Annotated in this window: 21 protein-coding genes; 17 read left to right on the forward strand and 4 right to left on the reverse strand. The window is 30.7% G+C overall.

The window, feature by feature from the left end:
- The first annotated feature begins 44 nt into the window (after window positions 1-44).
- Window positions 45-4,316 carry a DNA-directed RNA polymerase subunit beta' gene (gene rpoC, locus Q0958_RS12750; protein WP_299123653.1) on the forward strand — a complete coding sequence of 1,424 codons (4,272 nt, stop codon included), beginning with the start codon at window positions 45-47 and terminating at the stop codon, window positions 4,314-4,316.
- 53 nt (window positions 4,317-4,369) lie between these two features.
- Window positions 4,370-4,678: a DUF3467 domain-containing protein gene (locus Q0958_RS12755; RefSeq protein ID WP_150900598.1), complete on the forward strand. Its 309-nt coding sequence runs from the start codon at window positions 4,370-4,372 to the stop codon at window positions 4,676-4,678.
- 56 nt (window positions 4,679-4,734) lie between these two features.
- Here the strand turns inward: Q0958_RS12755 and Q0958_RS12760 are convergent, their stop codons facing one another.
- Entirely contained in the window at window positions 4,735-5,442 is a 708-nt protein-coding gene (locus Q0958_RS12760; protein ID WP_299123656.1) for a Crp/Fnr family transcriptional regulator, read from the reverse strand.
- Between the two features lie 83 nt (window positions 5,443-5,525).
- On the opposite strand from Q0958_RS12760, the gene Q0958_RS12765 reads away from it, so the two are divergent.
- From Q0958_RS12765 to hemN, 4 genes are all read left to right on the forward strand, one after another.
- The gene (locus Q0958_RS12765) at window positions 5,526-7,898 is read left to right on the forward strand and encodes a heavy metal translocating P-type ATPase metal-binding domain-containing protein (RefSeq protein ID WP_299123658.1); all 2,373 of its coding nucleotides are present in this window, start codon (window positions 5,526-5,528) and stop codon (window positions 7,896-7,898) included.
- A 95-nt stretch (window positions 7,899-7,993) separates the two neighbouring features.
- Window positions 7,994-8,659 (forward strand): deoxyribose-phosphate aldolase, encoded by a 666-nt coding sequence (gene deoC / locus Q0958_RS12770; RefSeq protein ID WP_299123660.1) that lies wholly within the window; start codon window positions 7,994-7,996, stop codon window positions 8,657-8,659.
- 1 nt (window position 8,660) lies between these two features.
- Window positions 8,661-9,359 carry a purine-nucleoside phosphorylase gene (gene deoD / locus Q0958_RS12775; RefSeq protein WP_299123662.1) on the forward strand — a complete coding sequence of 233 codons (699 nt, stop codon included), beginning with the start codon at window positions 8,661-8,663 and terminating at the stop codon, window positions 9,357-9,359.
- Complete coding sequence (hemN, locus tag Q0958_RS12780; protein WP_299123665.1) at window positions 9,359-10,723, forward strand: oxygen-independent coproporphyrinogen III oxidase; 1,365 nt, start codon at window positions 9,359-9,361, stop codon at window positions 10,721-10,723. Before deoD ends, hemN begins: the two co-directional genes overlap by 1 nt.
- Here the strand turns inward: hemN and Q0958_RS12785 are convergent.
- Window positions 10,720-11,421, reverse strand: a complete 702-nt coding sequence (locus tag Q0958_RS12785) for a DUF3667 domain-containing protein (protein ID WP_299123667.1) — start codon at window positions 11,419-11,421, stop codon at window positions 10,720-10,722. The two genes, hemN and Q0958_RS12785, sit on opposite strands and share 4 nt — an antisense overlap.
- A gap of 209 nt (window positions 11,422-11,630) precedes the next feature.
- Here Q0958_RS12785 and ccoS point away from each other — a divergent pair, with 209 nt between their 5' ends.
- The 8 genes from ccoS to Q0958_RS12825 all read left to right on the forward strand — a co-directional run bounded on the left by ccoS (window position 11,631) and on the right by Q0958_RS12825 (window position 18,696).
- Window positions 11,631-11,792: a cbb3-type cytochrome oxidase assembly protein CcoS gene (ccoS, locus tag Q0958_RS12790; protein WP_150900605.1), complete on the forward strand. Its 162-nt coding sequence runs from the start codon at window positions 11,631-11,633 to the stop codon at window positions 11,790-11,792.
- Between the two features lie 33 nt (window positions 11,793-11,825).
- The gene (gene ccoN, locus Q0958_RS12795) at window positions 11,826-14,027 is read left to right on the forward strand and encodes a cytochrome-c oxidase, cbb3-type subunit I (RefSeq protein ID WP_299123669.1); all 2,202 of its coding nucleotides are present in this window, start codon (window positions 11,826-11,828) and stop codon (window positions 14,025-14,027) included.
- A 5-nt stretch (window positions 14,028-14,032) separates the two neighbouring features.
- Window positions 14,033-14,200 (forward strand): CcoQ/FixQ family Cbb3-type cytochrome c oxidase assembly chaperone, encoded by a 168-nt coding sequence (locus Q0958_RS12800; protein WP_150900607.1) that lies wholly within the window; start codon window positions 14,033-14,035, stop codon window positions 14,198-14,200.
- Between the two features lie 11 nt (window positions 14,201-14,211).
- Window positions 14,212-15,129 (forward strand): cbb3-type cytochrome c oxidase N-terminal domain-containing protein, encoded by a 918-nt coding sequence (locus tag Q0958_RS12805; RefSeq protein WP_299123671.1) that lies wholly within the window; start codon window positions 14,212-14,214, stop codon window positions 15,127-15,129.
- 42 nt (window positions 15,130-15,171) lie between these two features.
- The gene (gene ccoG, locus Q0958_RS12810) at window positions 15,172-16,593 is read left to right on the forward strand and encodes a cytochrome c oxidase accessory protein CcoG (RefSeq protein ID WP_299123673.1); all 1,422 of its coding nucleotides are present in this window, start codon (window positions 15,172-15,174) and stop codon (window positions 16,591-16,593) included.
- A 41-nt stretch (window positions 16,594-16,634) separates the two neighbouring features.
- Window positions 16,635-17,081: a FixH family protein gene (locus Q0958_RS12815; RefSeq protein WP_299123675.1), complete on the forward strand. Its 447-nt coding sequence runs from the start codon at window positions 16,635-16,637 to the stop codon at window positions 17,079-17,081.
- The gene (locus tag Q0958_RS12820; RefSeq protein ID WP_299123677.1) at window positions 17,081-17,779 is read left to right on the forward strand and encodes a sulfite exporter TauE/SafE family protein; all 699 of its coding nucleotides are present in this window, start codon (window positions 17,081-17,083) and stop codon (window positions 17,777-17,779) included. The genes Q0958_RS12815 and Q0958_RS12820 overlap by 1 nt, the downstream gene beginning before the upstream one ends.
- Window positions 17,780-17,862: 83 nt before the next feature.
- Window positions 17,863-18,696: a universal stress protein gene (locus Q0958_RS12825; RefSeq protein WP_299123679.1), complete on the forward strand. Its 834-nt coding sequence runs from the start codon at window positions 17,863-17,865 to the stop codon at window positions 18,694-18,696.
- Window positions 18,697-18,744: 48 nt separating this feature from the next.
- Here the strand turns inward: Q0958_RS12825 and Q0958_RS12830 are convergent, their stop codons facing one another.
- A complete protein-coding gene (locus Q0958_RS12830) occupies window positions 18,745-21,117 on the reverse strand; it encodes an outer membrane beta-barrel family protein (RefSeq protein ID WP_299123681.1) in 2,373 nt (790 codons plus the stop codon).
- 197 nt (window positions 21,118-21,314) lie between these two features.
- On the opposite strand from Q0958_RS12830, the gene Q0958_RS12835 reads away from it, so the two are divergent.
- The 3 genes from Q0958_RS12835 to Q0958_RS12845 are packed head-to-tail and all read left to right on the forward strand — an operon-like array spanning window position 21,315 to window position 24,925.
- Complete coding sequence (locus Q0958_RS12835; RefSeq protein ID WP_299123684.1) at window positions 21,315-22,334, forward strand: histidine kinase; 1,020 nt, start codon at window positions 21,315-21,317, stop codon at window positions 22,332-22,334.
- A gap of 3 nt (window positions 22,335-22,337) precedes the next feature.
- Window positions 22,338-23,045, forward strand: coding sequence for a LytTR family DNA-binding domain-containing protein (locus tag Q0958_RS12840; RefSeq protein ID WP_299123687.1), 708 nt, complete (start codon window positions 22,338-22,340; stop codon window positions 23,043-23,045).
- Between the two features lie 53 nt (window positions 23,046-23,098).
- A complete protein-coding gene (locus Q0958_RS12845) occupies window positions 23,099-24,925 on the forward strand; it encodes a DUF885 family protein (protein WP_299123688.1) in 1,827 nt (608 codons plus the stop codon).
- A 74-nt stretch (window positions 24,926-24,999) separates the two neighbouring features.
- Here Q0958_RS12845 and Q0958_RS12850 read toward each other — a convergent pair whose 3' ends face one another.
- Window positions 25,000-25,704 (reverse strand): DUF4369 domain-containing protein, encoded by a 705-nt coding sequence (locus Q0958_RS12850; protein ID WP_299123690.1) that lies wholly within the window; start codon window positions 25,702-25,704, stop codon window positions 25,000-25,002.
- Between the last annotated feature and the right edge of the window lie 40 nt (window positions 25,705-25,744).

Raw genomic sequence — 25,744 nt, forward strand, 5'->3', positions numbered from 1 at the left:
ACGTCTTAAAGAGGCAAATTTTTAATTCGAATCCATTAGTTATTATGGCAAGAAAGAACGAAAAATACACTGTTAAAAAGTTTAACAAAATTTCAATTGGTTTAGCATCACCTGAATCTATTTTAGAGGCATCAAGAGGTGAGGTTTTAAAACCAGAAACTATTAACTACCGTACACACAAACCAGAAAGAGATGGTTTATTTTGTGAGCGTATTTTTGGTCCTGTAAAGGATTATGAGTGTGCGTGTGGAAAATATAAGCGAATCCGATATAAAGGAATCGTTTGTGATCGTTGTGGTGTTGAAGTTACTGAGAAAAAAGTACGTAGAGATAGAGTAGGTCACATTAATTTAGTAGTACCAGTTGCTCATATTTGGTACTTTAGATCATTACCTAACAAAATGGGATACCTTTTAGGGTTACCATCTAAAAAGTTAGATATGATTATTTACTACGAGCGTTACGTAGTAATTCAACCAGGAGAAGCTAAAAATGCAGAAGGAGAACCATTACAAAAAATGGACTTCTTAACGGAAGAAGAGTATTTAGATATTTTAGATACACTTCCACAGGAGAATATGTATTTAGATGATTCAGACCCAAACAAGTTTATCGCTAAAATGGGAGCTGAATGTTTAATTGATTTATTAGAAAGAATCGATTTAGACACGTTATCATTTGAATTACGTCATAAAGCAAATACAGAAACTTCTAAGCAACGTAAAAACGAAGCATTAAAGCGTTTAAATGTTGTTGAAGCATTTAGAGATTCTCAAAAGAACAGAGAAAACAACCCAGAGTGGATGATTATGAAAGCGGTTCCAGTTATACCGCCAGAGTTACGTCCATTAGTACCATTAGATGGAGGTCGTTTCGCTACTTCAGATTTAAATGATTTATACCGTCGTGTTATTATCCGTAACAACCGTTTAAAGCGTTTAATGGAGATTAAAGCTCCTGAAGTTATTTTACGTAACGAGAAACGTATGTTACAAGAATCAGTAGATTCATTATTTGATAACACACGTAAATCATCTGCAGTAAAAACAGAATCTAACCGTCCATTAAAATCATTATCTGATAGTTTAAAAGGTAAGCAAGGACGTTTCCGTCAAAACTTATTAGGTAAGCGTGTTGATTATTCTGCACGTTCTGTAATTGTTGTTGGACCAGAGTTAAGATTATTTGAATGTGGATTGCCAAAAGATATGGCAGCAGAATTATACAAGCCTTTCGTTATTCGTAAGTTAATCGAAAGAGGTATTGTAAAAACTGTAAAATCTGCAAAGAAAATTATAGATAGAAAAGAACCAGTTGTTTGGGATATCTTAGAAAACGTAATTAAAGGACACCCAGTTTTATTAAACCGTGCTCCAACGTTACACCGTTTAGGTATTCAAGCATTCCAACCAAAGTTAATTGAAGGAAAAGCAATACGTTTACATCCACTTGCTTGTTCTGCCTTCAATGCCGATTTTGATGGGGATCAGATGGCGGTTCACTTACCATTAGGACCAGAGGCTATTTTAGAAGCTCAGTTATTAATGTTAGGATCTCATAATATCTTAAACCCTGCAAATGGTGCACCTATTACGGTACCATCTCAGGATATGGTATTAGGATTATACTATATGACTAAAGAAAGAAAGTCAACTCCAGAAGTACCTATTAAAGGAGAAGGGTTAACTTTCTATTCACCAGAAGAGGTAATTATTGCCTTAAACGAAGAAAGAGTAGACTTAAATGCTGGAATCAAAGTTCGTACTAATGACGTAGAGGATGGAGAACCAGTTGTTAAGATTATACAAACAACTGTTGGTAGAGTTTTATTTAATGAAGTTGTACCAGAAGCAGCAGGATATATTAATGAAGTCTTAACAAAGAAATCATTAAGAGGAGTTATTAGTGGTATTTTAAAAGTTACTGATATTCCTGCAGTTGGAAAATTCTTAGATGAGATTAAAAATATGGGATATAAATACGCCTTCGAAGGTGGTTTATCATTCTCATTAGGAGATATCATTATACCAGAAGAAAAGCACTCTATGATTGCTGAAGCAAACAAAGAGGTAGATGGTATAATCATGAACTATAACATGGGTATGTTAACGCAGAAAGAGCGTTATAACCAGGTAATTGATGTTTGGGGATCTACAAACAACAGATTAACTGAATTATCGATGAAGCGTTTACGTGAAGACCAACAAGGATTTAACTCAGTATTTATGATGTTAGATTCTGGAGCGCGTGGGTCGAAAGAGCAGATTCGTCAGTTAACAGGTATGCGTGGATTAATGGCAAAGCCTAAGAAATCTACAGCAAGTGGTGGAGAAATTATTGAAAACCCGATTTTATCTAACTTTAAGGAAGGATTATCGATTTTAGAATACTTTATCTCAACGCACGGTGCTCGTAAAGGACTTGCCGATACCGCATTAAAAACAGCCGATGCAGGATACTTAACACGTCGTTTAGTAGATGTATCTCAGGATGTTATTGTAAATGAAGTAGATTGTGGTACATTAAGAGGATTAGAAATTACTCCATTAAAGAAAAATGATGAAATCGTTGAGCCTTTAAGTGAAAGAATTTCTGGTCGTACATCATTACATAATGTATACGCTCCAAAAACTGATGAATTATTAATTGAGTCAGGAGAGTTAATTACACCAATTATAGCTGAAAGTATTGAGGCTGCTGGAGTAGACAAAGTAGAAGTACGTTCAGCATTAACTTGTGAATCTGAAAGAGGTATTTGCGAGAAATGTTACGGACAATCTTTATCTACAGGAAAGAAAGTACAAAGAGGAGAAGCAGTAGGTGTAATTGCCGCACAATCAATTGGAGAGCCAGGTACACAGTTAACGTTACGTACATTCCACGTTGGAGGGGTAGCAGGAAACATTTCAGAGGAGAACAAGTTAATAGCTAAGTTTGATGGAAATGTTAAGATAGAAGATTTACGTACTGTTAAAGGTAAAGATAACGAAGGTAAAGAAGTAGATATCGTAATCTCTCGTACAGCTGAAATTAAAATTATTGATAAGAAGACTGATATAGTATTAAGTACTAATATTATTCCTTATGGTTCGATTATATTTGATAAAGATCTTAAATCAATCAAAAAAGGAGATGCAGTTTGTCAATGGGATCCATTTAATGGAGTTATTGTTTCAGAATTCAACGGAAAAGTTAAGTTTGACAATTTAGAGCAAGGTATTAACTATACTGTTGAAATTGATGAGCAAACAGGTTTCCAAGAAAAAGTAATGATTGATTCTAAAAATAAGAAAATTATTGCTTCATTAATTATTGAAGATGCAGATGGTAATGCTTTACGTTCGTACAGTTTACCAGTAGGTGCACACTTAATGGTAAATGATGGTGATAAAGTAGAATCAGGTCATACATTAGTTAAGATTCCACGTAAGTCTGGTAAAGCAGGGGATATTACAGGAGGTTTACCACGTGTAACAGAGTTATTCGAAGCACGTAATCCATCGAATCCAGCAGTAGTTGCTCAAATTGATGGAGTTGTATCTTTCGGTAAAATTAAGCGTGGTAATCGTGAGATTATTATTGAATCTAAAACAGGAGAGATTACTAAATACTTAGTGAAGTTATCTAACCAAATTTTAGTTCAAGAGAACGATTTCATTAAAGCAGGTATGCCTTTATCTGATGGAGCTATTACTCCAATAGATATCTTAAATATCAAAGGACCTTCTGCTGTACAAGAATACTTAGTAAACGAAATTCAAGAAGTATATCGTTTACAAGGGGTAAAAATTAACGACAAGCACTTCGAGGTAGTAGTACGTCAAATGATGCGTAAAGTTAGAGTTATTGATTCTGGAGATACTTTATTCTTAGAAAATCAATTAATTCACAAAAACGACTTTATCAAAGAAAATGACGCTATTTACGGAATGAAAGTTGTTGAGGATGCAGGAGATTCTGAGAACTTAAAACCAGGACAAATAGTTTCAGCTCGTCAATTAAGAGATGAGAATTCATTATTACGTAGAGCAGATAAAGAATTAGTAGTAGCAAGAGAAGCACAACCAGCAACTGCAGAGCAAGTATTGCAAGGTATTACAAGAGCTTCGTTACAAACTAAATCATTTATTTCAGCTGCGTCGTTCCAGGAGACTACTAAAGTATTAAACGAAGCTGCAGTAAACGGTAAAGTTGATACATTAGAAGGATTAAAAGAAAATGTAATTGTTGGTAAGAGAATTCCAGCAGGTACAGGAATGAGATCTTACGATAGTCAAATCGTAGGGCCTAAAGATGAAATTGAAAAAAGTTTATAAATTTCAATACAAAGACCTCTAAAAATTTAGAGGTCTTTTTTTTAAATTTTAATATGGAAGATCATAAAGAACCACAATTAAATATAGAACTAGATCAAGATATTGCTGAAGGAACTTATAGTAATTTGGCTATAATTAACCATTCAGTATCTGAATTTATAGTTGATTTTATTAATATAATGCCAGGTGTACCTAAGGCTAAAGTAAAATCAAGAATAATTTTAACACCACAACATGCTAAAAGATTATCTAAAGCATTAGCAGAAAATGTTCGAAAGTTTGAACAAGCACATGGTGAAATAAAAGATTATGAGCAAGTTCCTATTCCAATGAATTTTGGAGGTACAACAGGAGAAGCATAAAACAAAAAAATCGTCTTAATTAAGACGATTTTTTATTTTTATAAGATATTAATTGTTTAAAACCCTTGGGAAATTTGTTGAAGTCCAGGAATATTTAAAACAAAGATTTGTTTGCCTTTTAAATTAATTAGTTTTTTCTTTTTAAAGTCAGAAAGTAAACGAATGGCGCTTTCAGTAGCTGTACCTATAATATTAGAAATATCTTCTCTAGTTAAAAGTATACCTATAGAACCATCTTCATTTTTTTCAAATTCACTATCTAAAAAAATAAGAGTATCTGCCAAACGTTGTTTTACGGTTTTTTGAGCCATGTCAACAATAACGTTATCTGCATTTTTAAGAGAAGAAGCCATTTTTTTAAGCATATCCATAGAGAAGTTAGAATTATTCTGTAAATCCTTTATTATTTCTTCTTTAGGGATAAAACAAACTTCCATATCGTTCACAGCTACTGCTTTTAGATTTGAAACTTCATCATTAATTAAACTACGTTCACCTATAATATCACCTTTTCTGATTAAGTGTATAATTTGATCTCTACCATTATCACTCATTTTAGAAACTTTACAGAGGCCATCTTTAATACAAAAAATACCGTTTATGTGCTCACCTTCTTGAAAAAGAGGCTCACCTTTTTTGATGATTTTCGACGTTTTACACCCAGAAATCCTAATCAATTCACTTTTTGTTAAGGACTTTAATGAGTTGAATTGCCTAATAATACACTGTTCACATTTAGTGTGAGTTTCTGAGTTTTGTAGCATACTTCAAAGATAACGAAAACTGATAAATATCATGTTTATTACTTGCATAAAAAACGACCTTTGTATCAGGCAAATGAGTAAATATGGAAAGCAAGATATGTTTTCATTGTGGTAACGAGTGCGATACTGATAAAATTAGAGTAGAAGAAAAGTTTTTTTGCTGTAATGGATGTAAGACAGTATTTGAAATTTTTTCAGAAAATGATTTAACTTGTTATTACGATTTTCAGAACAATCCAGGAGCAATTCCTGAAGAGATTCAAGGGAAATATGATTTTCTTGAAAATGAATCTATTGTAAATAAATTATTAGAGTTTAACGATGGAAATACTCAAGTCGTTAATTTATATATTCCGCATATACATTGTAGTTCATGTATTTGGGTATTAGAAAATTTACATAAACTTCAAAAGAGTATAATAAACTCACAGGTTAACTTTCCAAAGAAAACGGTACGAATTACGTATAATTTAGAAGAGACATCGTTACAAGAGGTTGTTTTATTATTGAGTTCCATAGGGTATGAACCATATATTTCTTTGGAAGATTATGAAGTAGGAAAGAAAAAGGTTGATAGAAGCTTAATTTATAAATTAGGAATAGCTGGATTTGCCTTTGGAAATGTAATGTTTCTTTCATTTCCAGAGTATTTTGAAGTATCAGAATTTTGGTTAGAACAATACAAAGGAGTTTTCCGTTGGTTAATGTTTTTCTTTTCATTACCAGTAGTTTTTTATGCCGCACAAGATTATTTTATTTCAGCATATAAAGGATTACGTTCAAAAATCCTGAATATAGATGTTCCTATTGCTTTGGGAGTTTCTGTTTTATTTATTAGAAGTTCTGTTGAAATTATTTTTGATTTAGGAACTGGTTTTTTTGATTCTCTAACTGGTTTGGTATTTTTCCTATTGTTAGGAAAGTTTTTTCAGCAAAAAACATATAATTTTTTATCATTTGAACGGGATTATAAGTCCTATTTTCCAATTGCAGTTACTAGGCTTACTTCAGAAGGAAAAGAGGAAAATGCACAAATATATGATGTAAAAAAAGGAGATAGATTATTAATAAGGAATCAAGAATTAATCCCAGTTGATGGAATTTTAATAAATGGTGAAGCAGAGATAGATTATAGTTTTGTTACAGGAGAAGCAATTCCAGTTTCAAAAAAGTCAGGAGATAAATTATTTGCAGGAGGAAAACAATTATCAGGTATTATTGAAATGGAGGTTTTAGCGTCAGTTTCACAAAGTTATTTAACACAGTTGTGGAGTAATGATGTATTTCAAAAAGATAAAAACTCATCATTTAAAACACTAACAGATAAGATAAGTCAACATTTTACCATAACAATTTTAATTATAGCTATTATAGCAACTGGTTTCTGGTGGTTTTATGATGCATCTAAGGCATTAAATGTATTTACAGCAGTATTAATTATAGCTTGTCCTTGTGCTATAGCATTAGCAGCTCCATTTACCTTAGGAAATATGTTACGTATTTTAGGTAAGAAAAAGTTTTATATAAAAAATGCTACTGTATTGGAGCAATTAGCCGCAACCGATTCAGTAATTTTTGATAAAACAGGTACTCTTACTACAAACAAGGAAAATAAAATTGAGTATCAAGGAACAGATTTAGAGGAGTTAGAAAAAACAGTATTGAAAAGTACACTTAGAGCTTCAAATCATCCTTTAAGTAGAATGTTATATAATTCATTAAAAGAAGAAACAATAACGATAGAAAATTTTAAAGAGCATACTGGAAAGGGGATTGAAGCTAATTATAAACAAATAAAAATAAAAGTAGGTTCATCATCTTTTGTGAATAATATAGAAGAGCAGATAAATTTAGATACTTCAGTACATATTAGTATAAACGATGCATATAAAGGAAAGTATGTTTTTAAGAATGCATATAGAAAAGGAGTGAATAATTTATTCTCAGAATTAAAATCGAATTATGAATTAGCGGTTGTTTCTGGAGATAATGAAGGAGAAAAAAAGTATTTGCAAACTATTTTACCAGAGAGGACTACATTTTTATTCAATCAGAAGCCAGAAGATAAATTGTCTTATGTAGAAAAATTACAACAAAAAGATAAAAGTGTAATTATGATTGGTGATGGATTAAATGATGCTGGAGCATTGGCACAAAGTAATGTTGGTATAGCATTGTCAGAAAATATAAATGTATTTTCTCCTGCTTGTGATGCAATTTTAGATGCTTCAAAGTTTAATCAAATAGCAAATTATATCAAGGTATCTAAAAAAGCAATTCAAATCATAAAATATAGTTTTTTATTGTCTTTATTATACAACGTTATCGGATTGTATTTTGCAACTACAGGGCAATTAAAACCGGTAATAGCTGCAATTTTAATGCCTTTAAGTTCTATTAGTATCGTAGTGTTTACAACAGTGGCAACAAATTTAATAGGAAAGAAAATTAAATAAGGCTTTTGAGAAGTTTTAAAATTCAAAGAAAGAAAAAAGAGTACAGTTATCTTTGTATGTTTTAAAGAAGATAACAAGAATAAAAATAAAATATTATGCAAATAAATAAATATATAGATCACACATTATTAAAAGCAGTAGCAACAAAAGGAGATATTGTAAAGCTATGTGAGGAAGCCAAAGAATATGATTTTTGTGCAGTTTGTGTAAATGGTTCATATGTAACCTTAGCAAAAGAAGAATTGAAAGATTCGTCTATAAAAATAGCAGCAGTAATAGGTTTTCCATTAGGAGCTATGGATACAGAATCTAAAATTTTTGAAGCAAAAAAATGTATTGAAAAAGGAGCTTCAGAAATAGATATGGTTATCAATATAGGAAAATTAATAGATGGAGAAAATGAATATGTAGAGAATGAAATTAGATTGATAAAAGAAGCAATAGGAGAAAATATTTTGAAGGTAATATTTGAAAATTGTTACCTAAGAAAAGAACAAATAAAAATTGCCTCGCAATTAGCGGTAAATGCAGGAGCAGATTTTGTTAAAACATCAACAGGTTTTGGAACAGGAGGAGCAACCTTTGAAGATGTTAAAATAATGAAAGAAGTAGTTGGAGATAAGGCTCAAATAAAAGCAGCAGGTGGAGTAAGAGATACTGCTACTGCAGTTGAGTATATTGAGATGGGGGTAACTCGTTTAGGAACATCATCAGGAGTTTCTTTAGTAACAACAGGAGTTTCAGACAAAAACAAATATTAAGATGAGTGTACATATAGCGGCCATAAAGGGAGAAGTAGCAGAAACGGTATTATTACCAGGAGATCCAATGAGAGCTAAATGGATTGCTGAAACATTTTTAGAAAATCCTGTTTGTTATAATGATGTAAGAGGAATGCTAGGATACACTGGAGAGTATAAAGGAAAGAGAGTTTCGGTACAAGGAACAGGAATGGGAATACCAAGTACATTAATTTATGCTCATGAATTGATTACCGAATACGGTGTAAAGAATTTAATCCGCGTAGGTTCGGCAGGTTCGTATCAAAAAGAAGTAGGTATTAGAGATATTGTAATAGCAATGGCAGCATCAACTAATTCTGGATTAAATACAATCCGATTTAATGGGGCTGATTATGCCCCGACTGCTAGTTTTGAATTATTTCAAAAAGCATTAAATACAGCTAATGAAAAAGGAATTGCTATAAAAGCAGGAAATATTTTAAGTTCAGATGAGTTTTATGCAGATGAATTTGAAAGCTATAAAAAGTGGGCAGACTACGGTGTTTTATGTGTAGAAATGGAAACAAATGGTTTGTATACAGTGGCAGCTAAACACAAAGTCAATGCATTGTCAATATTAACCATATCTGATAGTCTGGTTACAGGAGAAAGAACCACAGCTGATGAAAGAGAGCAAACGTTTAAAGAAATGATAGAAATCGCATTAGGAACTTTATAATGAAAAACTCACTAATTCAAAAATATAATATACCAGGTCCAAGATATACAAGTTATCCAACTGTACCTTATTGGGATGAAAATACTTTTTCAAAAGAAAAATGGATCGAAACTTTTAAGAAATCGTTTATAGAAAGTAATTCAACTGAAGGAATTAGTTTATACATTCATTTACCATTTTGTGAAAGTTTGTGTACGTTTTGTGCATGTCATAAACATATAACAAAACGTCACGAAGTTGAAGAACCATACATAGAAACCGTATTAAAAGAATGGAATTTATATGTTGATTTAGTTGATGAAGTACCATTAGTAAAAGAAATTCATTTAGGAGGAGGTACACCAACGTTTTTTTCAAAAGAACAATTAAAAAAGTTAATTGATGGAATCTTTTTAAAAGCAAGAAAACATCCTAATCACGAGTTTAGTTTTGAAGGACACCCGAATAATACGACCAAAGAACAATTACAAACTTTATACGATGTAGGTTTTACTAGAGTAAGTTTTGGAGTACAGGATTATAATTTAAAAGTACAAGAAGCAATTCATAGAGTTCAGCCATTTGAAAATGTAGAAAGAGCACATCGATTAGCAAAAGAAATAGGATATACATCAATTAGCCACGATTTAGTTTTTGGACTTCCATTTCAAACAAAAGAAAATGTAATTCACACTATTAATAAAACAAAAGAATTACAACCAGATAGAATTTCATTTTATAGTTATGCACATGTACCTTGGGTAAAAGGAGTGGGGCAAAGAGGTTTTAATGAACAAGATTTACCAAAGAATGAGGAAAAGCGAGAGCTATATGAAATAGGGAAAGAGTTATTTGCAGAGATGGGCTATATAGAAATAGGAATGGATCATTTTGCATTACCAACCGATAGTTTGTATAAAGCAACAGAAGAGAAAACATTGCATAGAAATTTTATGGGATATACCGCTAATAAAACTCAATTAATGATTGGTTTAGGAATGTCAGCAATTTCAGATTCATGGTATGGTTTTGCTCAAAATGTAAAAACTGTAAAGGAATATCAAAAAGTTGTAAATGGAGGTGAGATTCCAGTTTTTCGAGGACACATTTTATCTAAAGAAGATTTAGTAATAAGAAAACATATTTTAAATATTATGTGCCATTTTTCTACTTCATGGGAAGAAGAAAATTTACAAATAGAAAATGTAAATGAGCATTTAAATAAACTGGATGAAATGATTGAGGATAAGCTAGTTTTTATAGAAAATAAAAAACTAACAGTCCCTGAAGAAGCAAGACCGTATGTGCGAAATATTTGTATGGCGTTTGATAAAAAACTACACAAAAAACAACCAGAAACGAAACTGTTTTCTATGACTATTTAACTTAGATAACCTAGTATAAAAATAATCCCCATCATTATAAGTATAAATAAAAAAATGGTGAGAAATGATAAAATGGCAACTTCCATTTTATCATTTTTATTTTTAAAGATAATATAAATATAAAGTATTAAAGCAATGTATATAAAAGGGTCTAGAATAATTATAGGTATTCTAAAAAATAAATGAGTTAATATTCCTATTAATGTTACTTGACCTAGAATAAAAGAGTTGATAGCTAGATGTTCAGAGTAATTATATTTCTGAAAAAGAATTCTAGTTAAAAAACTCAAAGGAATTAAAGCAAAAATCCAAAAATATTTAAAATATATTCTAATAAACCGTCCTCCAAAATAAGCTATTTTTTCAAGCCCTTCCTTATCAACATTTGTAATAGTACTTTTTTTAACAGGCACTTTCAGTAAAGCTTCAATGATTAAATATATAGTTATAGAAAAAATTAAAAATGAGATGGGATTTAAAATATTTTTTCTTTTCCCAAGAATATAATTTGTGATTATTTTTTTGGGGTTTGTAAAGAGCGATTTTACGTTAAATAAAAAACCTTTATCCATACCTACAATAGAGGATAAAGTATATTGAAACATAGAAGGGAAAGTAATCCTTTTTACATTTTTCTTTTCTCCACAATGAGGGCAATAATTTTCCTCATGCACATTATTACATGAAATACATTTCATTTATAATAAATATTTAATTCATAGCTTATTTTAATTAAGCACTTCTAAAAATAAATAAAATTGAAATAGTTACAAGTTTTAAAAAATAGAAGAGCTATTTATTTGAAAAAAAAGTAAATAAATCTCTAATAAAAGTTTGAAATATGACAAATATCATGTTTTAAGAAAAGCTTCAAATCTACCTTTGTACTATAATTATCAGGCAAGATATGAGCGTTATTTACTTACTACTTACACTAAGCATCTTAGTGGCAATTGTTTTTTTTATTGCATTTATCGTTTCGGTAAAAAAAGGGCAGTACGATGATTCGTATACGCCTTCTGTTCGTATGCTTTTCGATGATGAACTGGTTAAAGAAAACAAAAATTAACAACTAACAATAGATATTAAATTTAGATAAATTATGGAGATGCAACAATTTTATTACGATAATAAAATCGTAAAAAAGTTCATTTACGCCACGCTACTCTGGGGGATTGTAGGTTTCTCGGTAGGATTGTTGCTGGCTTTTATGTTTTTATTCCCAAATATTACTGATGGGATTTCATGGTTAAGTTTTGGTCGTTTACGTCCATTACATACCAATGCAGTAATTTTTGCCTTTGTAGGTAATGCAATATTTGCGGGGGTTTATTACTCGTTACAAAGATTGTTAAAAGCCCGTATGGCAAGTAACTTCCTGAGTAATTTTAACTTCTGGGGATGGCAATTAATTATTGTTGCAGCTGCTATAACATTACCTTTAGGGTATACAACCTCAAAAGAGTATGCAGAATTAGAATGGCCTATTGATATAGCCATTGCTTTAGTATGGGTAGCTTTTGGTGTTAACATGATTTGGACAATTTTACAAAGAAGACAACGTCACTTATATGTTGCTATTTGGTTCTATTTAGGAACATTTGTAACTGTAGCTGTATTACACATTTTTAACAGTTTAGAGTTACCAGTTAGCTTCTTAAAATCATATTCAGTTTATGCAGGAGTTCAAGATGCATTAGTACAATGGTGGTACGGGCATAATGCCGTAGCATTTTTCTTAACAACACCTTTCTTAGGTTTAATGTATTATTTTGTACCTAAAGCTGCAAATAGACCAGTATATTCATATAGGTTATCGATAGTACATTTTTGGTCTTTAATATTCATTTATATCTGGGCAGGACCTCACCACTTATTATATACTTCGTTACCAGATTGGGCTCAAAATTTAGGAGTTGCGTTTTCAGTAATGTTAATAGCACCATCTTGGGGAGGTATGATTAATGGATTATTAACATTACGTGGAGCATGGGATAAGGTACGTACAGATCCAGTTTTAAAGTTTATGGTAGTAGCTATTACAGGATATGGTATGGCAACTTTTGAAGGGCCAATGTTATCGCTTAAAAACGTAAATGCAATTGCTCACTTCTCAGATTGGATTATTGCCCACGTTCACGTAGGAGCATTAGCATGGAATGGTTTCTTAACATTTGGTATGTTATATTGGTTAATACCAAGAATGTTTAAAACAAAATTATATTCTACAGCATTAGCAAATTTCCATTTCTGGATTGGTACTTTAGGTATTATTATGTATGCTTTACCAATGTATGTAGCTGGATTTGTTCAAGCATCAATGTGGAAACAGTTTAATCCTGATGGAACTTTAACTTATGGTAACTTCTTAGAAACTGTAAATGAAATTATACCTATGTACTGGATGCGTGCTATTGGAGGTAGTATGTTCATCCTTGGTGCCATTGTAATGTTATACAATGTTGTAAAAACTGTAAAATCTGGAAGTAATGTAACAGATGAGTTAGCAGAAGCACCAGCATTAACAAAAGTATCTAAGTACAGAACTAAAGGAGAAACATGGCATACTTGGTTAGAAAGAAAGCCAATCAAATTAACAATTTATGCTACGATAGCAATTTTAATAGGTGGTGTTGTACAAATAGTACCAACGTTATTAGTAAAATCTAATATTCCAACAATTACTAGTGTAAAACCATATTCACCATTAGAATTAGAAGGGCGAGACATCTATATCCGTGAAGGATGTGTGGGATGTCACTCACAAATGATTCGTCCATTCAGATCAGAAGTTGAGCGTTATGGAGAGTATGCAAAAGCAGGAGAATTTGTATATGATCATCCATTCCTATGGGGGTCAAAACGTACAGGACCAGATTTATTAAGAATAGGAGGTAAATATTCTGATAGTTGGCACTTAAATCATATGTATGATCCACAAAGTACTTCACCAGGTTCTATCATGCCAGCTTATAAATGGCTAGTAAGAAATAAATTAGATAAGAGCAGTACTGAAGGAAAAATGAAAGCTATGGTTAGTTTAGGAGTTCCGTATACTGAAGAAGATATTACGAATGCACAAGCAAGTATGGAAGCTCAAGGTGCTAAGATTCAAGAGAATTTACACCAAGATCCAGATTTTGCAAAGAATTATGCAGCAGATAAAAAATATGCGGCAGATAATGGACAAACTTTCATAGAGATGAAAGATAGAGAGATTGTTGCCTTAATAGCTTATTTACAGCGTTTGGGTACAGATATAAAGGTAAAAGATGTAGAAGATCAATTAAGTGCTAAAAACTAGAAATTATGTTGAAGTTCGTAAAAAATCACATGGAGACTATTGCAGGTATTGAAATATATCCAATTATCTCGTTAACTATATTCTTTACATTTTTTGTAGTACTGTTTTGGTGGGTATATACAGCCAAGAAAGATTACATAAGTAAAGTGAGCAATTTACCGTTAAACGATTAAAATAAAAGAAGATGAAAAAATATTTTCAATCAGCAGCATATATCACTTTTATAGGAATTACGCTTTTTGCATTGATGATTGCAATAAAGTCGTATGAAAATCCATTTAGCTTGTATGAAAATCCATTAGTATGGATAGCTATTGTAGCATTGATTTTAGTAATTCTGATGAAAGAATTAGTAAATATAGTTGCACAACAAAAGGCTGAACAGCTCCAAATGGAAAAGGATGGAGTGAATCTAGAAGAAGTAGATCATTGGGCTTGGGCTAAGAAATTAATCAATAAATGGACAGAAGCCAAAGCAGTAGAAGAGGAAGAAGAAATAATTCTGGATCATAATTATGATGGAATTAAAGAGCTGGATAATAACTTACCGCCATGGTGGTTGTATATGTTCTATGCAACAATCATTTTTGGATGTGTATATTTAGTAAGGTACCATATGTTAGGAGCTGATAATCAAGAGATGGAATATGCACAATCTGTTGAGCAAGCTAAAAGAGAGCTAGCAGCTTTTAGGTCAACTTCAAAAGAAGCAGTAATTGATGCAGAAACTGTAACAGTATTAACATCAGAAAGCGATTTAAATAGAGGAAAAGCTGTTTATAATTTAAACTGTGCTGCCTGTCATATTGCTGATGGTGGAGGAGGTATAGGTCCTAACTTAACAGATGAATATTGGATTTTAGGTGGTGGAATTAAGAATGTGTTCAACACTATTACCAATGGAGGTAGAGATGGAAAAGGAATGGTTGCTTGGGGTAAAACATTAAAACCAAAAGACATTCAAAAGGTTGCTAGTTATATTTTGAAATTTCAAGGTACAACACCAGCAAAACCTAAAGCTCCTCAAGGAGAAAAATATGTAGAAGAAGGAACAACTGCTGAGGTAAAAGTAGAAGAACAAGCAAAAGACAGTATACAGTAAAATAATACTCTTAATAACAAATTTGGTTTTTAATTGGAGAAAATGGAGACACCCAAGAACGAACAATTTAGAGATAGTATTGGTACCATCAACGAAGAAGGTAAGCGTTCTTGGGTATATCCTAAGAAACCAAGTGGTAGGTTTTATAAATACAGAACCTATGTGAGTTATTTTTTACTAGCATTTTTATTGCTAGCTCCATTTATAAAAATTAAAGGAAATCAGTTTTTACTATTTAATGTACTAGAGCGTAGGTTTAATATTTTCGGATTTCCATTTTGGCCACAAGACTTTCATTTGTTGGTGGTTTCAATGATAATTGGAGTTGTATTTATAATACTTTTTACAGTAGTTTTTGGGCGTATTTTTTGTGGATGGATTTGTCCACAGACCATTTTCTTAGAAATGGTTTTTAGAAAAATAGAATATTGGATTGAAGGAGATAGAGGAAAACAAATACGTTTAGAAAAACAAGCATGGAATGCTGAGAAAATTAAAAAGAGAGTTTTAAAGTGGTTCATCTTTTTTATTATCTCATTTATAATAGCAAATGTTTTTTTAGCTTATCTGATAGGAGGAGATACTGTTATAGATTATGTAACAGGCAATCCATTTGATAATATTAGAACACTTATTTCGCTATTAATTTTTACAGGAGTATTCTACTTCATCTTTGCTTGGTTCAGAGAACAAGTGTGTATCATCGCTTGTCCCTATGGTAGGTTACAAGGAGTTTTATTAGATAACAAAACTATTAATGTAGCATATGATCATGTTCGAGGAGAAGGTGAGAAAGGAAGAGGGAAATTTAAGAAAAAAGAAGATAGAGCAGCATCTGGAAAAGGAGATTGTATTGATTGTTTCCAATGTGTAAATGTATGTCCAACAGGAATTGATATCCGAAATGGAACACAGTTAGAGTGTGTAAACTGTACAGCTTGTATAGATGAATGTGATCACATGATGGAAAAGGTGGGATTACCAAAAGGACTTATTCGTTATGCAAGTGAAGAGAATATAGTGAAGAAAGCTCCTTTTAAGTTTTCAGCAAGAATGAAAGGGTATTCTGCAGTATTGGGAATTTTAATAGCGGTTTTAATAGGAATGTTGTTTTTAAGGAACGATGTTGAAGCTACTATTTTAAGATTACCAGGACAGTTATATCAGCATAAAGAGAATGGAGTTATTAGTAATATTTACACATACAAAGTAATTAATAAAACAACAAAACAGATTGATGATGTTAGTTATAAGTTACTATCTCATAAAGGAAAAATAGAAACGGTAACACATCAAAATTTTGAAGTTCCAAAGCAAGGATTAGCCGAAGGAACACTATTTATAGAATTGCATCAATCTGAAATGAAAAAAGAAAAGGTAACACTAAAAATAGGAGTGTTTAGTGGAGATAAATTAATAGAAACCACTAAAACAAATTTTTTAGGACCAAGAAGTTATAGATAATAATAACGTCATTGGGAACAATGACACTAAAAACAATAAAAATGAAACTAAACTGGGGCACGGGCATAGTAATCGCAATTATTGGATTTATAGGTTTTATCATGTATTTCGTAATAACCATGAGTACAGGAAAAAGTTATAATCACGATTTGGTATCTGATAAATATTATCAAAAAGAATTAGCATATCAAAACAGTATAAATGCGACAAAGAATGCGAAAGCATTAAAAGAGAATGTAAGAGTTGAAAAGAAAAAAGAAGGATTAAAAATCTATTTTCCAACAGAATTTAATCCTAAGGATATAACAGGAAAAGTGTTCCTATATAGACCATCTAATAAGCAACTGGATTTTGAAATGCCTATTTCACTTTCCAATACATATTTGCTCGTGCCTGAGAAACGTTTGTTAGGTGGTCGCTGGAACATAACTGTTTCCTGGAACTGCAAAAATAAAGATTATTTATATCAGAAAGAACTAATTTACTAATGCTTATTTCTGCAATCATATTAGGTTTATTGGGAAGCTTTCACTGCATAGGCATGTGTGGTCCAATTGCTTTTATGTTACCTGTAGATAGGACTAATAAAGTAAAACAGTTTTTTCAAATTACAAGTTATCATTTTGGAAGACTATTTACCTATAGCCTAATAGGTTTGTTGTTTGGTTTTTTGGGAAAAGGATTTTATTTCTTCGGCTTTCAACAACAACTTTCTATTGTTGTTGGTATTGTAATGATTTTGATAATTTTACTTCCCAAAACCTTCCAAAAATATAATTTTTCAAAACCAATAAGTAGATTGGTTATGAAAGTAAAATCGGCTTTAGGAAAAGAACTTAAAAAGAAAGGAAATGATACTTTTTTTACCATAGGTTTTTTAAATGGATTTCTTCCATGTGGATTGGTTTATATGGCTGTTTTTGGAGCTTTAACTACTACAAGTTCACTTTCTGGAAGCTTATATATGTTTCTTTTCGGATTAGGAACTATACCTTTAATGACTACAATGGTATATATAGGGAATTTTGCCAACGTACTTGTTCGAAAAAGAATTCAACAAGCTATTCCTTACGTGGTTGTTTTTATTGGAGTATTATTTGTTTTAAGAGGTTTAGGACTTGGAATACCTTATGTTTCTCCATTGCCAGTCAATGAAATAGTGTCATCTGTAAAAGGTTGTCATTAAAAACTATACATGATAAAAATCATAATTTTCTTGGTGTATGTTTTGTAATTTAGATATGAAGTTAAACCTTAAATATCTTACTTATGAAAAAAATAATTGTACCAGTTGATTTTTCAAATCATTCAGAATATGCCCTAGAAACAGCTTCTTTTTTAGCAAAACAAGCAAATGCAGAAATTATAGTTGTACACATGTTAGAATTGTCTAATGCTATCGTTAGTAAGTCGGAAAGTTATGCTCAAAATGAAACCTTCTTTTATTTAAAATTGGCAGAAAAAAAGTTTCACAATTTTTTACAAAAAGATTATTTAAAAGGCATAAAAGTAACACCAATAATAAAGCATTTTAAAATTTTTAGCGAGTTAGATCAATTAGCGAGAGAAGAAGATGTAGACTTAATTGTAATGGGATCTAGAGGAGCAAGTGGATTAAAAGAAATGTTCATAGGTTCTAATACAGAAAAAGTAATACGTTATGCACATGTACCAGTATTGGTTATTAAAGAAAAACCAATAGTAGAGAATATTGAAAAAGTAGTTTTTGCTTGTGATTTCTCTGACGATGATATAGCTCCATTACTAAGAGCAAAGTTGTTTTTTGAAGATTTAGATACTAAAATAGATTTAGTATATGTACAAACTCCTTCAACTAAGTTTAAAAGTACTTCAGAGTTAAAAGAAAAGATTCAGGGATTTTTAGATAAATTAGGAGAAGTAAGTTTTAGTAAAGAACAAATTCATATTGTATCAGATTATACTGTAGAAGATGGTTTACGTTACTATGTGAATGCAAATGATGTAGAAATGTTAGTTATTGCTACAAAAGGAAGAAAAGGAATGGCTCGTTTCTTTGAAGGAAGCATAACAGAAGATGTAGCTAATCATAGTAGTTTTCCGTTACTAACCTTTAAAATATAAAAGAAGAAAAGTTAGCCTTTAATAGGCTAACTTTTTTATTTAAAGTATTTAAAATCTTTTCTGACCAGAAAATTCCATAGCTTCTCCTTTACCAAAACCGAAGCTAATTCCTAAGGTAACAAAACGTCCTCTTTGACTAAAGGCAGTTCTGTTAAAGTTATTTTGAACAGTTACTTCTTCGTAGTTTCTTGAAGCAAATACATCACGAACACTTAAACTAGCATTTAGTCGACCTTTTAGCATTTTTTTACGAATACCTAAATCCATAAAAAGATTATCAGATATGGTACTTTGAGCAGTTTTAAATTTAGAACGATAATTTCCTGTAGCTTCTAAAGTAAATCCAGCAGGAAACTTAATTTTACCAGTTCCTCTTAAGCTCCATCTATTTCCTGTGAAATCAAAATTATTGTTTAATAATTGTCCTTTCCTTACAAAAGTATTGTAGTTAAAATCTGACGTAAAACTAAACCAAGAAATAGGAGAATATTTAGTATTTACTTCTATACCTGTAGCACGATTAGTACCAATGTTTTGAGGTTGAGAAGTTGTTACGTTGTTATTAATTGTGGTGATGTCTTCAATTACATCAGTTGTTGCTCTATGGTATATTCCTGCATTAATAGATGCTTTTGATAATTTATAAATAGTGGTTATTTCAAAAGAATCGGTAAATTCAGGAGTTAAATTAGGGTTTCCAACATTAAGATTAAAGTTATCTCTAAAAGAAACAAAAGGATTTAAATCCCATAAACTAGGTCTAAAAATACGTTTAGAATATCCAGCTTGTAATGATAAATCATCATTTATTTTGTAGGAACTATGAAAGCTAGGGAATAGGTTGCTATAGTTTTGTTTATTGTTCTGATTTGTGGTAATTAACTTTGTAGTAAGGTTCGTTGTTTCTAAACGTAAACCTCCTTTTAATCCCCAAGTATCATTTTCATAGGCAAAAGTAGCATAAGTACCTAAAACCCCTTGGTTATAATCAAATACGTTGCTAAATCCAGTGTTGGTAACCCAATTGTTATTGATAAAATCACGAACGGTATAAGTATTGGTTACTTTGTCTAATAAATATTGAGCTCCGATTTCTAAGATATAGTTATCGCGAATAGGACGTGTATAATCTAATTTGAAAGTATATTCATTTTGAGCAAAGTTAGTTTTTGCTTCCTGAATAGCATTAGTCATACTACCTATAAGCACATTATTATTAAAGTTTGAAATTTTATCTTTAGAGAAAGAAGTACCTAAAGCACTAAATAATAAATTATGTTTTTTATAATCTGTGAAATCCTTTTTATATTGTAATTCATATTCCCATTTAGGATTTGTAGCTCTAGTGTCTTCTAATCGATTCCAAGAATCGGTAGTAGCCAAAGAAGCATCTTGTAAATTGTAAAGTTGACTTGCACTTTCTTTTTCATTTTCGAAAGCATAATGACCAGATAAGGTAAGAATATTATGTTCGTTGATATGATAATCAGTACCTAAAATTAGGTTAAAGAAGTTTTCGTTTTTATCACTGTCGCTAGTGGTACTTAATCGAGTATTGCTTGTAGTATTAGTACTAGAACTATTTCCTTCTCTAGGAAAAGTACGTCTACCATAAGCTATTTGGCTAAATAAGTTGAATTTTTCAGTACGTCTATTTAAACTTAAACCTAAACTATGATTATTAGGAATACCAGTATTTAAAGATATCGAACCATTTAATCCTTTTTTTTCTGATTTTTTTAAAATGATGTTTAAAATTCCACTAGTTCCAGAAGCGTCATATTTTGCAGAAGGATTGGTAATTACCTCAATACTTTCAATCATATCAGCAGTAATACTTCCTAAAGCATTTCCTTCTTCACTAGCTAAAACAGATGGCTTTCCATTTATAAGTATTTGCACTCCTTGACTACCTCGTAAGCTAATTTGTCCTTCGATGTTAACTGTTACAGAAGGAACATTATTTAATACTTCTAAAGCACTAGCTCCTGTACTACTTAAATCTTTACCAACATTAAAAACACGTTTGTCTAATTTAAAAACAGTTTGAGATTTTTCAGCACGAACAATAACTTCGTCTAGTTTATCAGAGTCTTCTTCTAAAGTAATGGTTGGTAGTTTAATAATTGAAGCATTACGATTAAATTGAGTTATTTTTTTTGTTTTGAAACCAATAAAACGAGCTTCTATATAAAAATTAGAAGCGGTTGTTTTTAAACTAAAAGCTCCAGTTTCATCGGTAGTAGTACCAGAAATAGGAGTATTCTTTGTAGAGTCCATTACAATTACAGTAACAAACTCAAGAGGTAATTGGTTATTACTTTCTATAACTTTTCCATTAATTGTTTTGGTATCTGTTTGCCCATATGTTTTTGAAAAAGCGAAAACCAATAAGCATAGGAGTATTCCAAATTGTTTCATGATTTGTATTTTAAACTTTAGAATAGCAAATTTTCAAAGAAACAGGTAGTATGAAAAATAAAATCGGTAAACAACCAATACTAACCTCTAAACAACTTAGGTATTGATATTTTTTATATTTTGTTGTTTATCGGTAATATTTAACCGTTTATAGGAAACTTGTATGTAACTATATGAGATTCATTTATTTTTGAGTTATGAAACACCTATTTAGTAAGATTGAACGTAAAGAATGGCTTTTTCAAATATCATTATTGATAGTTATTTTTTTTCTGTTTTCATTTGATAAGCATAGTCCAGATATTAGTTTAGATAGATTAGTGTTTTTTACACATTATGCACTAGTATCGTTTATTATAAGTTATATTTTTATTCCTACATTATTTTATAAGAAAAGATATAAGGAGTTTGGAATAGCTATTGTATTAACATTAGCCTATTTATATATATCAGAAGAATTTGTATTAGAAAAAATATTTTATGCAGGTGAAAGAGGTAAATATATTTCAAATGTATTCTTTACGCTTCTCGATATTTTACCAATTATAGTAATATTAGTAAGTTTTAAATTAGGATGGGATGCACATAAAAAACAAGGCTTGGTAGATAAATTAGAATCTACAGTAAAAGAGAGTGAATTACGTTTTTTAAAGTCTCAAATAAATCCACATTTTCTATTTAATAATTTAAATAATTTATATGCTTACGCTATAGAGCAATCACCAAAAACACCATCAATTATTTTAGAGCTTTCATCAGTATTGCGTTATATGTTATATGATTGTAAGGAAGATTTTGTGTTACTTCAATCGGAAATAGAACATTTAAAACATTTTACAGCTTTAAATGAATTACAGATAGAAAATAGAGGAGAAGTTCGTTTTAATACATCAAAGATTCCTGCTAATTATGTAATAGCACCCTTAATTTTATTAATGTTTATAGAAAATGCATTTAAGCATAGTACAGCTAGTCAAAGTACAGATATTCGCATTAATGTAGATATACAGGTAAATTCAGAAGGAGTATTAGATTTTGTTTGTGAGAATAGTTTTTTGTCTAGTTCGAATAATCAAAACTTATCCCAAGGAATTGGTTTAGCAAATGTAAAGAAGCGATTAGAAATTTTGTATCCTGATAAGTATTCACTAAAAATTGATGACAGTAATCAAACATATAAAGTGAACTTACAATTACAACTTTCAAAAAAAGAATAGTCTATGAGAACATGTATTATAGTGGAAGATCAACCACCTGCTCAACGTATTTTACAAAAGTATATTAACGATGTAGGTTCCTTAAAATTGTTAAAAACTTTTTCTGATGGTATAGAGGCGTTGTCTTTTTTACAAAATGAAGAAGTAGATTTAATTTTTTTAGATATTCACTTGCCTAAAATATCGGGTATCGATTTTTTAAAAACACTAAAAAATAATTCGCAAGTAATTTTAACAACAGCCTTTTCTGATTATGCTTTAGAAAGCTATGAATACAATGTTGTAGATTATTTATTAAAACCTTTTTCATTTCAACGTTTTGTTCAGGCTATTCATAAAAGTACCTCAATGTTATCAACAAAATCAGAAGGAAAAGAAAGTAAAATAGTAGAAGTAGCTGATACTTTTTTATTGAAATCTGGTTATGATTTTGTAAAAGTTAGCAGCAATGATATCATATTTATAAAATCAGATGCAGATTACACAGAGATTGTTACTACTGAAAAAACATATTTAAGTTCAGAGTCAATGAAAAATTGGTTAACCAAATTACCTGTGTCTTTCGTACAAATACATAAATCGTATATAGTTAATACTAGTTATTTAGAAAAAGTTTCTGGGAATCAGGTATATATTTCAAATGAAGAAGTTTTACCTCTAGGAAGAGCTTATAAAGAAGACTTTTTGCAGAAGTTTGTAAAATATAAATAACCAATTTTCATGAAATAGTTATTTTGTATCTTCCGCGTATTAAACTATTAATCATGAAAATAAAAACATATTCAGTCTTAGCATTATTTGTAGGAACAATGTTAGTGTCCTGTAAAAAAGAAGAAAAAGCTGAGGTTCTTAGTAAGGCAGATATTGCTGCTGAATCTAAAAAAGTAAATACTTTTTTTGATAAACAATTTAAGGAAAGTTTAGATAGGCATCCGATGTATCAAACTTATTTAGGTATAAAAAAAGATGCAGATAAATGGAATGATATTTCTGATGATTTTGCAAAAAAAGAATTAGAACATGCAAAGAAAGCTTTACAATGGATGAACGATTCTGTTAATGTAAAAGCTTTAGATAAGGGAGCTAAATTAAGTTATGATTTATTCAAACAACAATTAGAAAATCAAATAGCTGATTTTAAATACCGTTTCCATACGTATCCAGTAAACCAAATGCATGGGATGCAAGCAGAAATACCAGCATTTTTAATCAATATGCATCAAGTATCTGATGTTAAAGATGCAGAGAATTATATAGCTCGATTACATAATTTAAAACCTTTATTTGCTGAGTTAGTAAAAGGCTTAAAAGAAAGAGAGTCTAAAGGAATAATGCCTCCGAAGTTTGTATTTGCAAAAGTTTTGGATGATTCTCGAAACCTAATAAAAGGAATTCCATTTGATAATTCAGGTAAACCAAGCACCTTATTTAACGATTTTACTAATAAAGTTAATGCATTAAAAATAGATGAAGCACAAAAAAAGGAGCTTATAGAGAAAGGTACGACTGCTTTAAAAGAAAGTGTTTTACCAGCTTACGAAAACTTAATAGCTACATTAGAAGCACAAGAAAAAGTTGCGAGTACAGATGATGGAGCATGGAAATTACCTGAAGGGTCAGCGTTTTTTAATAATGCATTAAAGAGAACTACTACTACTGATTTGACTGCTGAAGAGATTCATGAAATAGGGTTAAAGGAAGTAGCTAGAATTCACGAAGAAATGCGTGCTATTATGAAAAAAGTAGGATTTAAGGGGACTTTAAAAGAGTTTTTCGAATTCATGAAAAAGGATCAACAGTTTTATTACGAAGATTCTCAAAAGGGTAGAAAAGAGTACATGGATGAGGCAACTTTTATTATTGATAGCATGAAAACTCGTTTAGATGAATTGTTTATCACAAAACCAAAAGCGGCTTTAATAGTAAAAGCAGTAGAGCCTTTTAGAGAAAAATCGGCAGGAAAAGCATTTTACCAGCAACCAGCATTAGATGGTTCTAGACCAGGAACATATTATGCAAATATGTATGATATGGAAAGTATGCCATCATATCAAATGGAAGCTTTGGCTTATCATGAAGGAATACCAGGGCATCATATGCAAATTGCTATTGCACAGGAGTTAAAAGAAGTACCAATGTTTAGAAAATTTGGACGTTATACAGCTTATGTTGAAGGATGGGGACTGTATTCTGAGTTTATACCAAAAGAAATGGGCTTCTATGCAAACCCTTATTCAGATTTTGGACGTTTAGCAATGGAATTATGGAGAGCTTGTCGTTTAGTAGTAGATACAGGAATTCATGCTAAAAAGTGGACTCGTGAAGAAGGAATAAAGTATTATACAGATAATACACCTAATGCAGAGTTGGATGCTATTAAAATGGTAGAACGTCATATTGTAATGCCAAGTCAAGCTACTGCTTATAAAATAGGAATGCTTAAAATATTAGAATTACGTAAAAAGGCAAAAGATGCTTTAGGTGATAAGTTTGATATTAGAAAGTTTCATGATGTAGTTTTAACTAATGGTCCATTACCATTAAATGTATTAGAAACTATGGTAGATGAATATATAGCTTCTGAAAAATAATACAAGGTTATTTAAATAAACAAAAAACTCGATACAAATTGTATCGAGTTTTTTATAACTATATTTTGTTGAAATTATTTAGTTTCTTTCGCTTTGATGTCATCAACAAATTTCTGTAAACGCTTTCCGTAATCAGATTTTTTAACTTTATCAGTTAAGCTTTTATTAATAGTATCTAATAAATGAATATTTGCATTGTATAATTCAGATAAAGCTATGTAAGGAGCAGCTTCACTATCAGCATTGGTAACAGCAAAGTTTGTTGAAAATAAAAAACGACGACGAATCATTTTTTTATAATCAGCTTCTACTTGTTTGATTAAATCTTCATCTTGAGATTTACGTGCTTCTAAATTTTTCTGTATAAATTCTAAATTTTGCTCTTTAAATCTCTGGTCAATTTCACGGAATTGATCCATTACTTCTTGATTTTTTGATCCTTTTATTTCTGGTTTAAAACCAAATTCTTCAATATTATCATTGATGGTAATATTACCTTTTTCTCCAAAAAACATGATGTGCTCATCTTTAGCATTACCATTAAAAGTTAAATAATACATTACAGGAGAATCAACATTGTCGGTTAACATAAATTTATCGTCACCTAACAAAGTCATAGAGTCAACTGCAACTAGTACAGTATCTTTCATTTTTTGAAGATATAACGTACCTTTTTTCAACCCTTTAATTTGACCTTTCACAACCATGTTACCTTCTTTTTTTGAAGAACAAGCCAAAGCCATTATTGAGAACGCACAAATAGCGATAAGTTTTTTCATTGGTTTATTTTGTTTTATTTGTTAGGTTAAATGTAATTAA

Source organism: uncultured Tenacibaculum sp. (assembly GCF_947499065.1).
GTDB lineage: Bacteria > Bacteroidota > Bacteroidia > Flavobacteriales > Flavobacteriaceae > Polaribacter.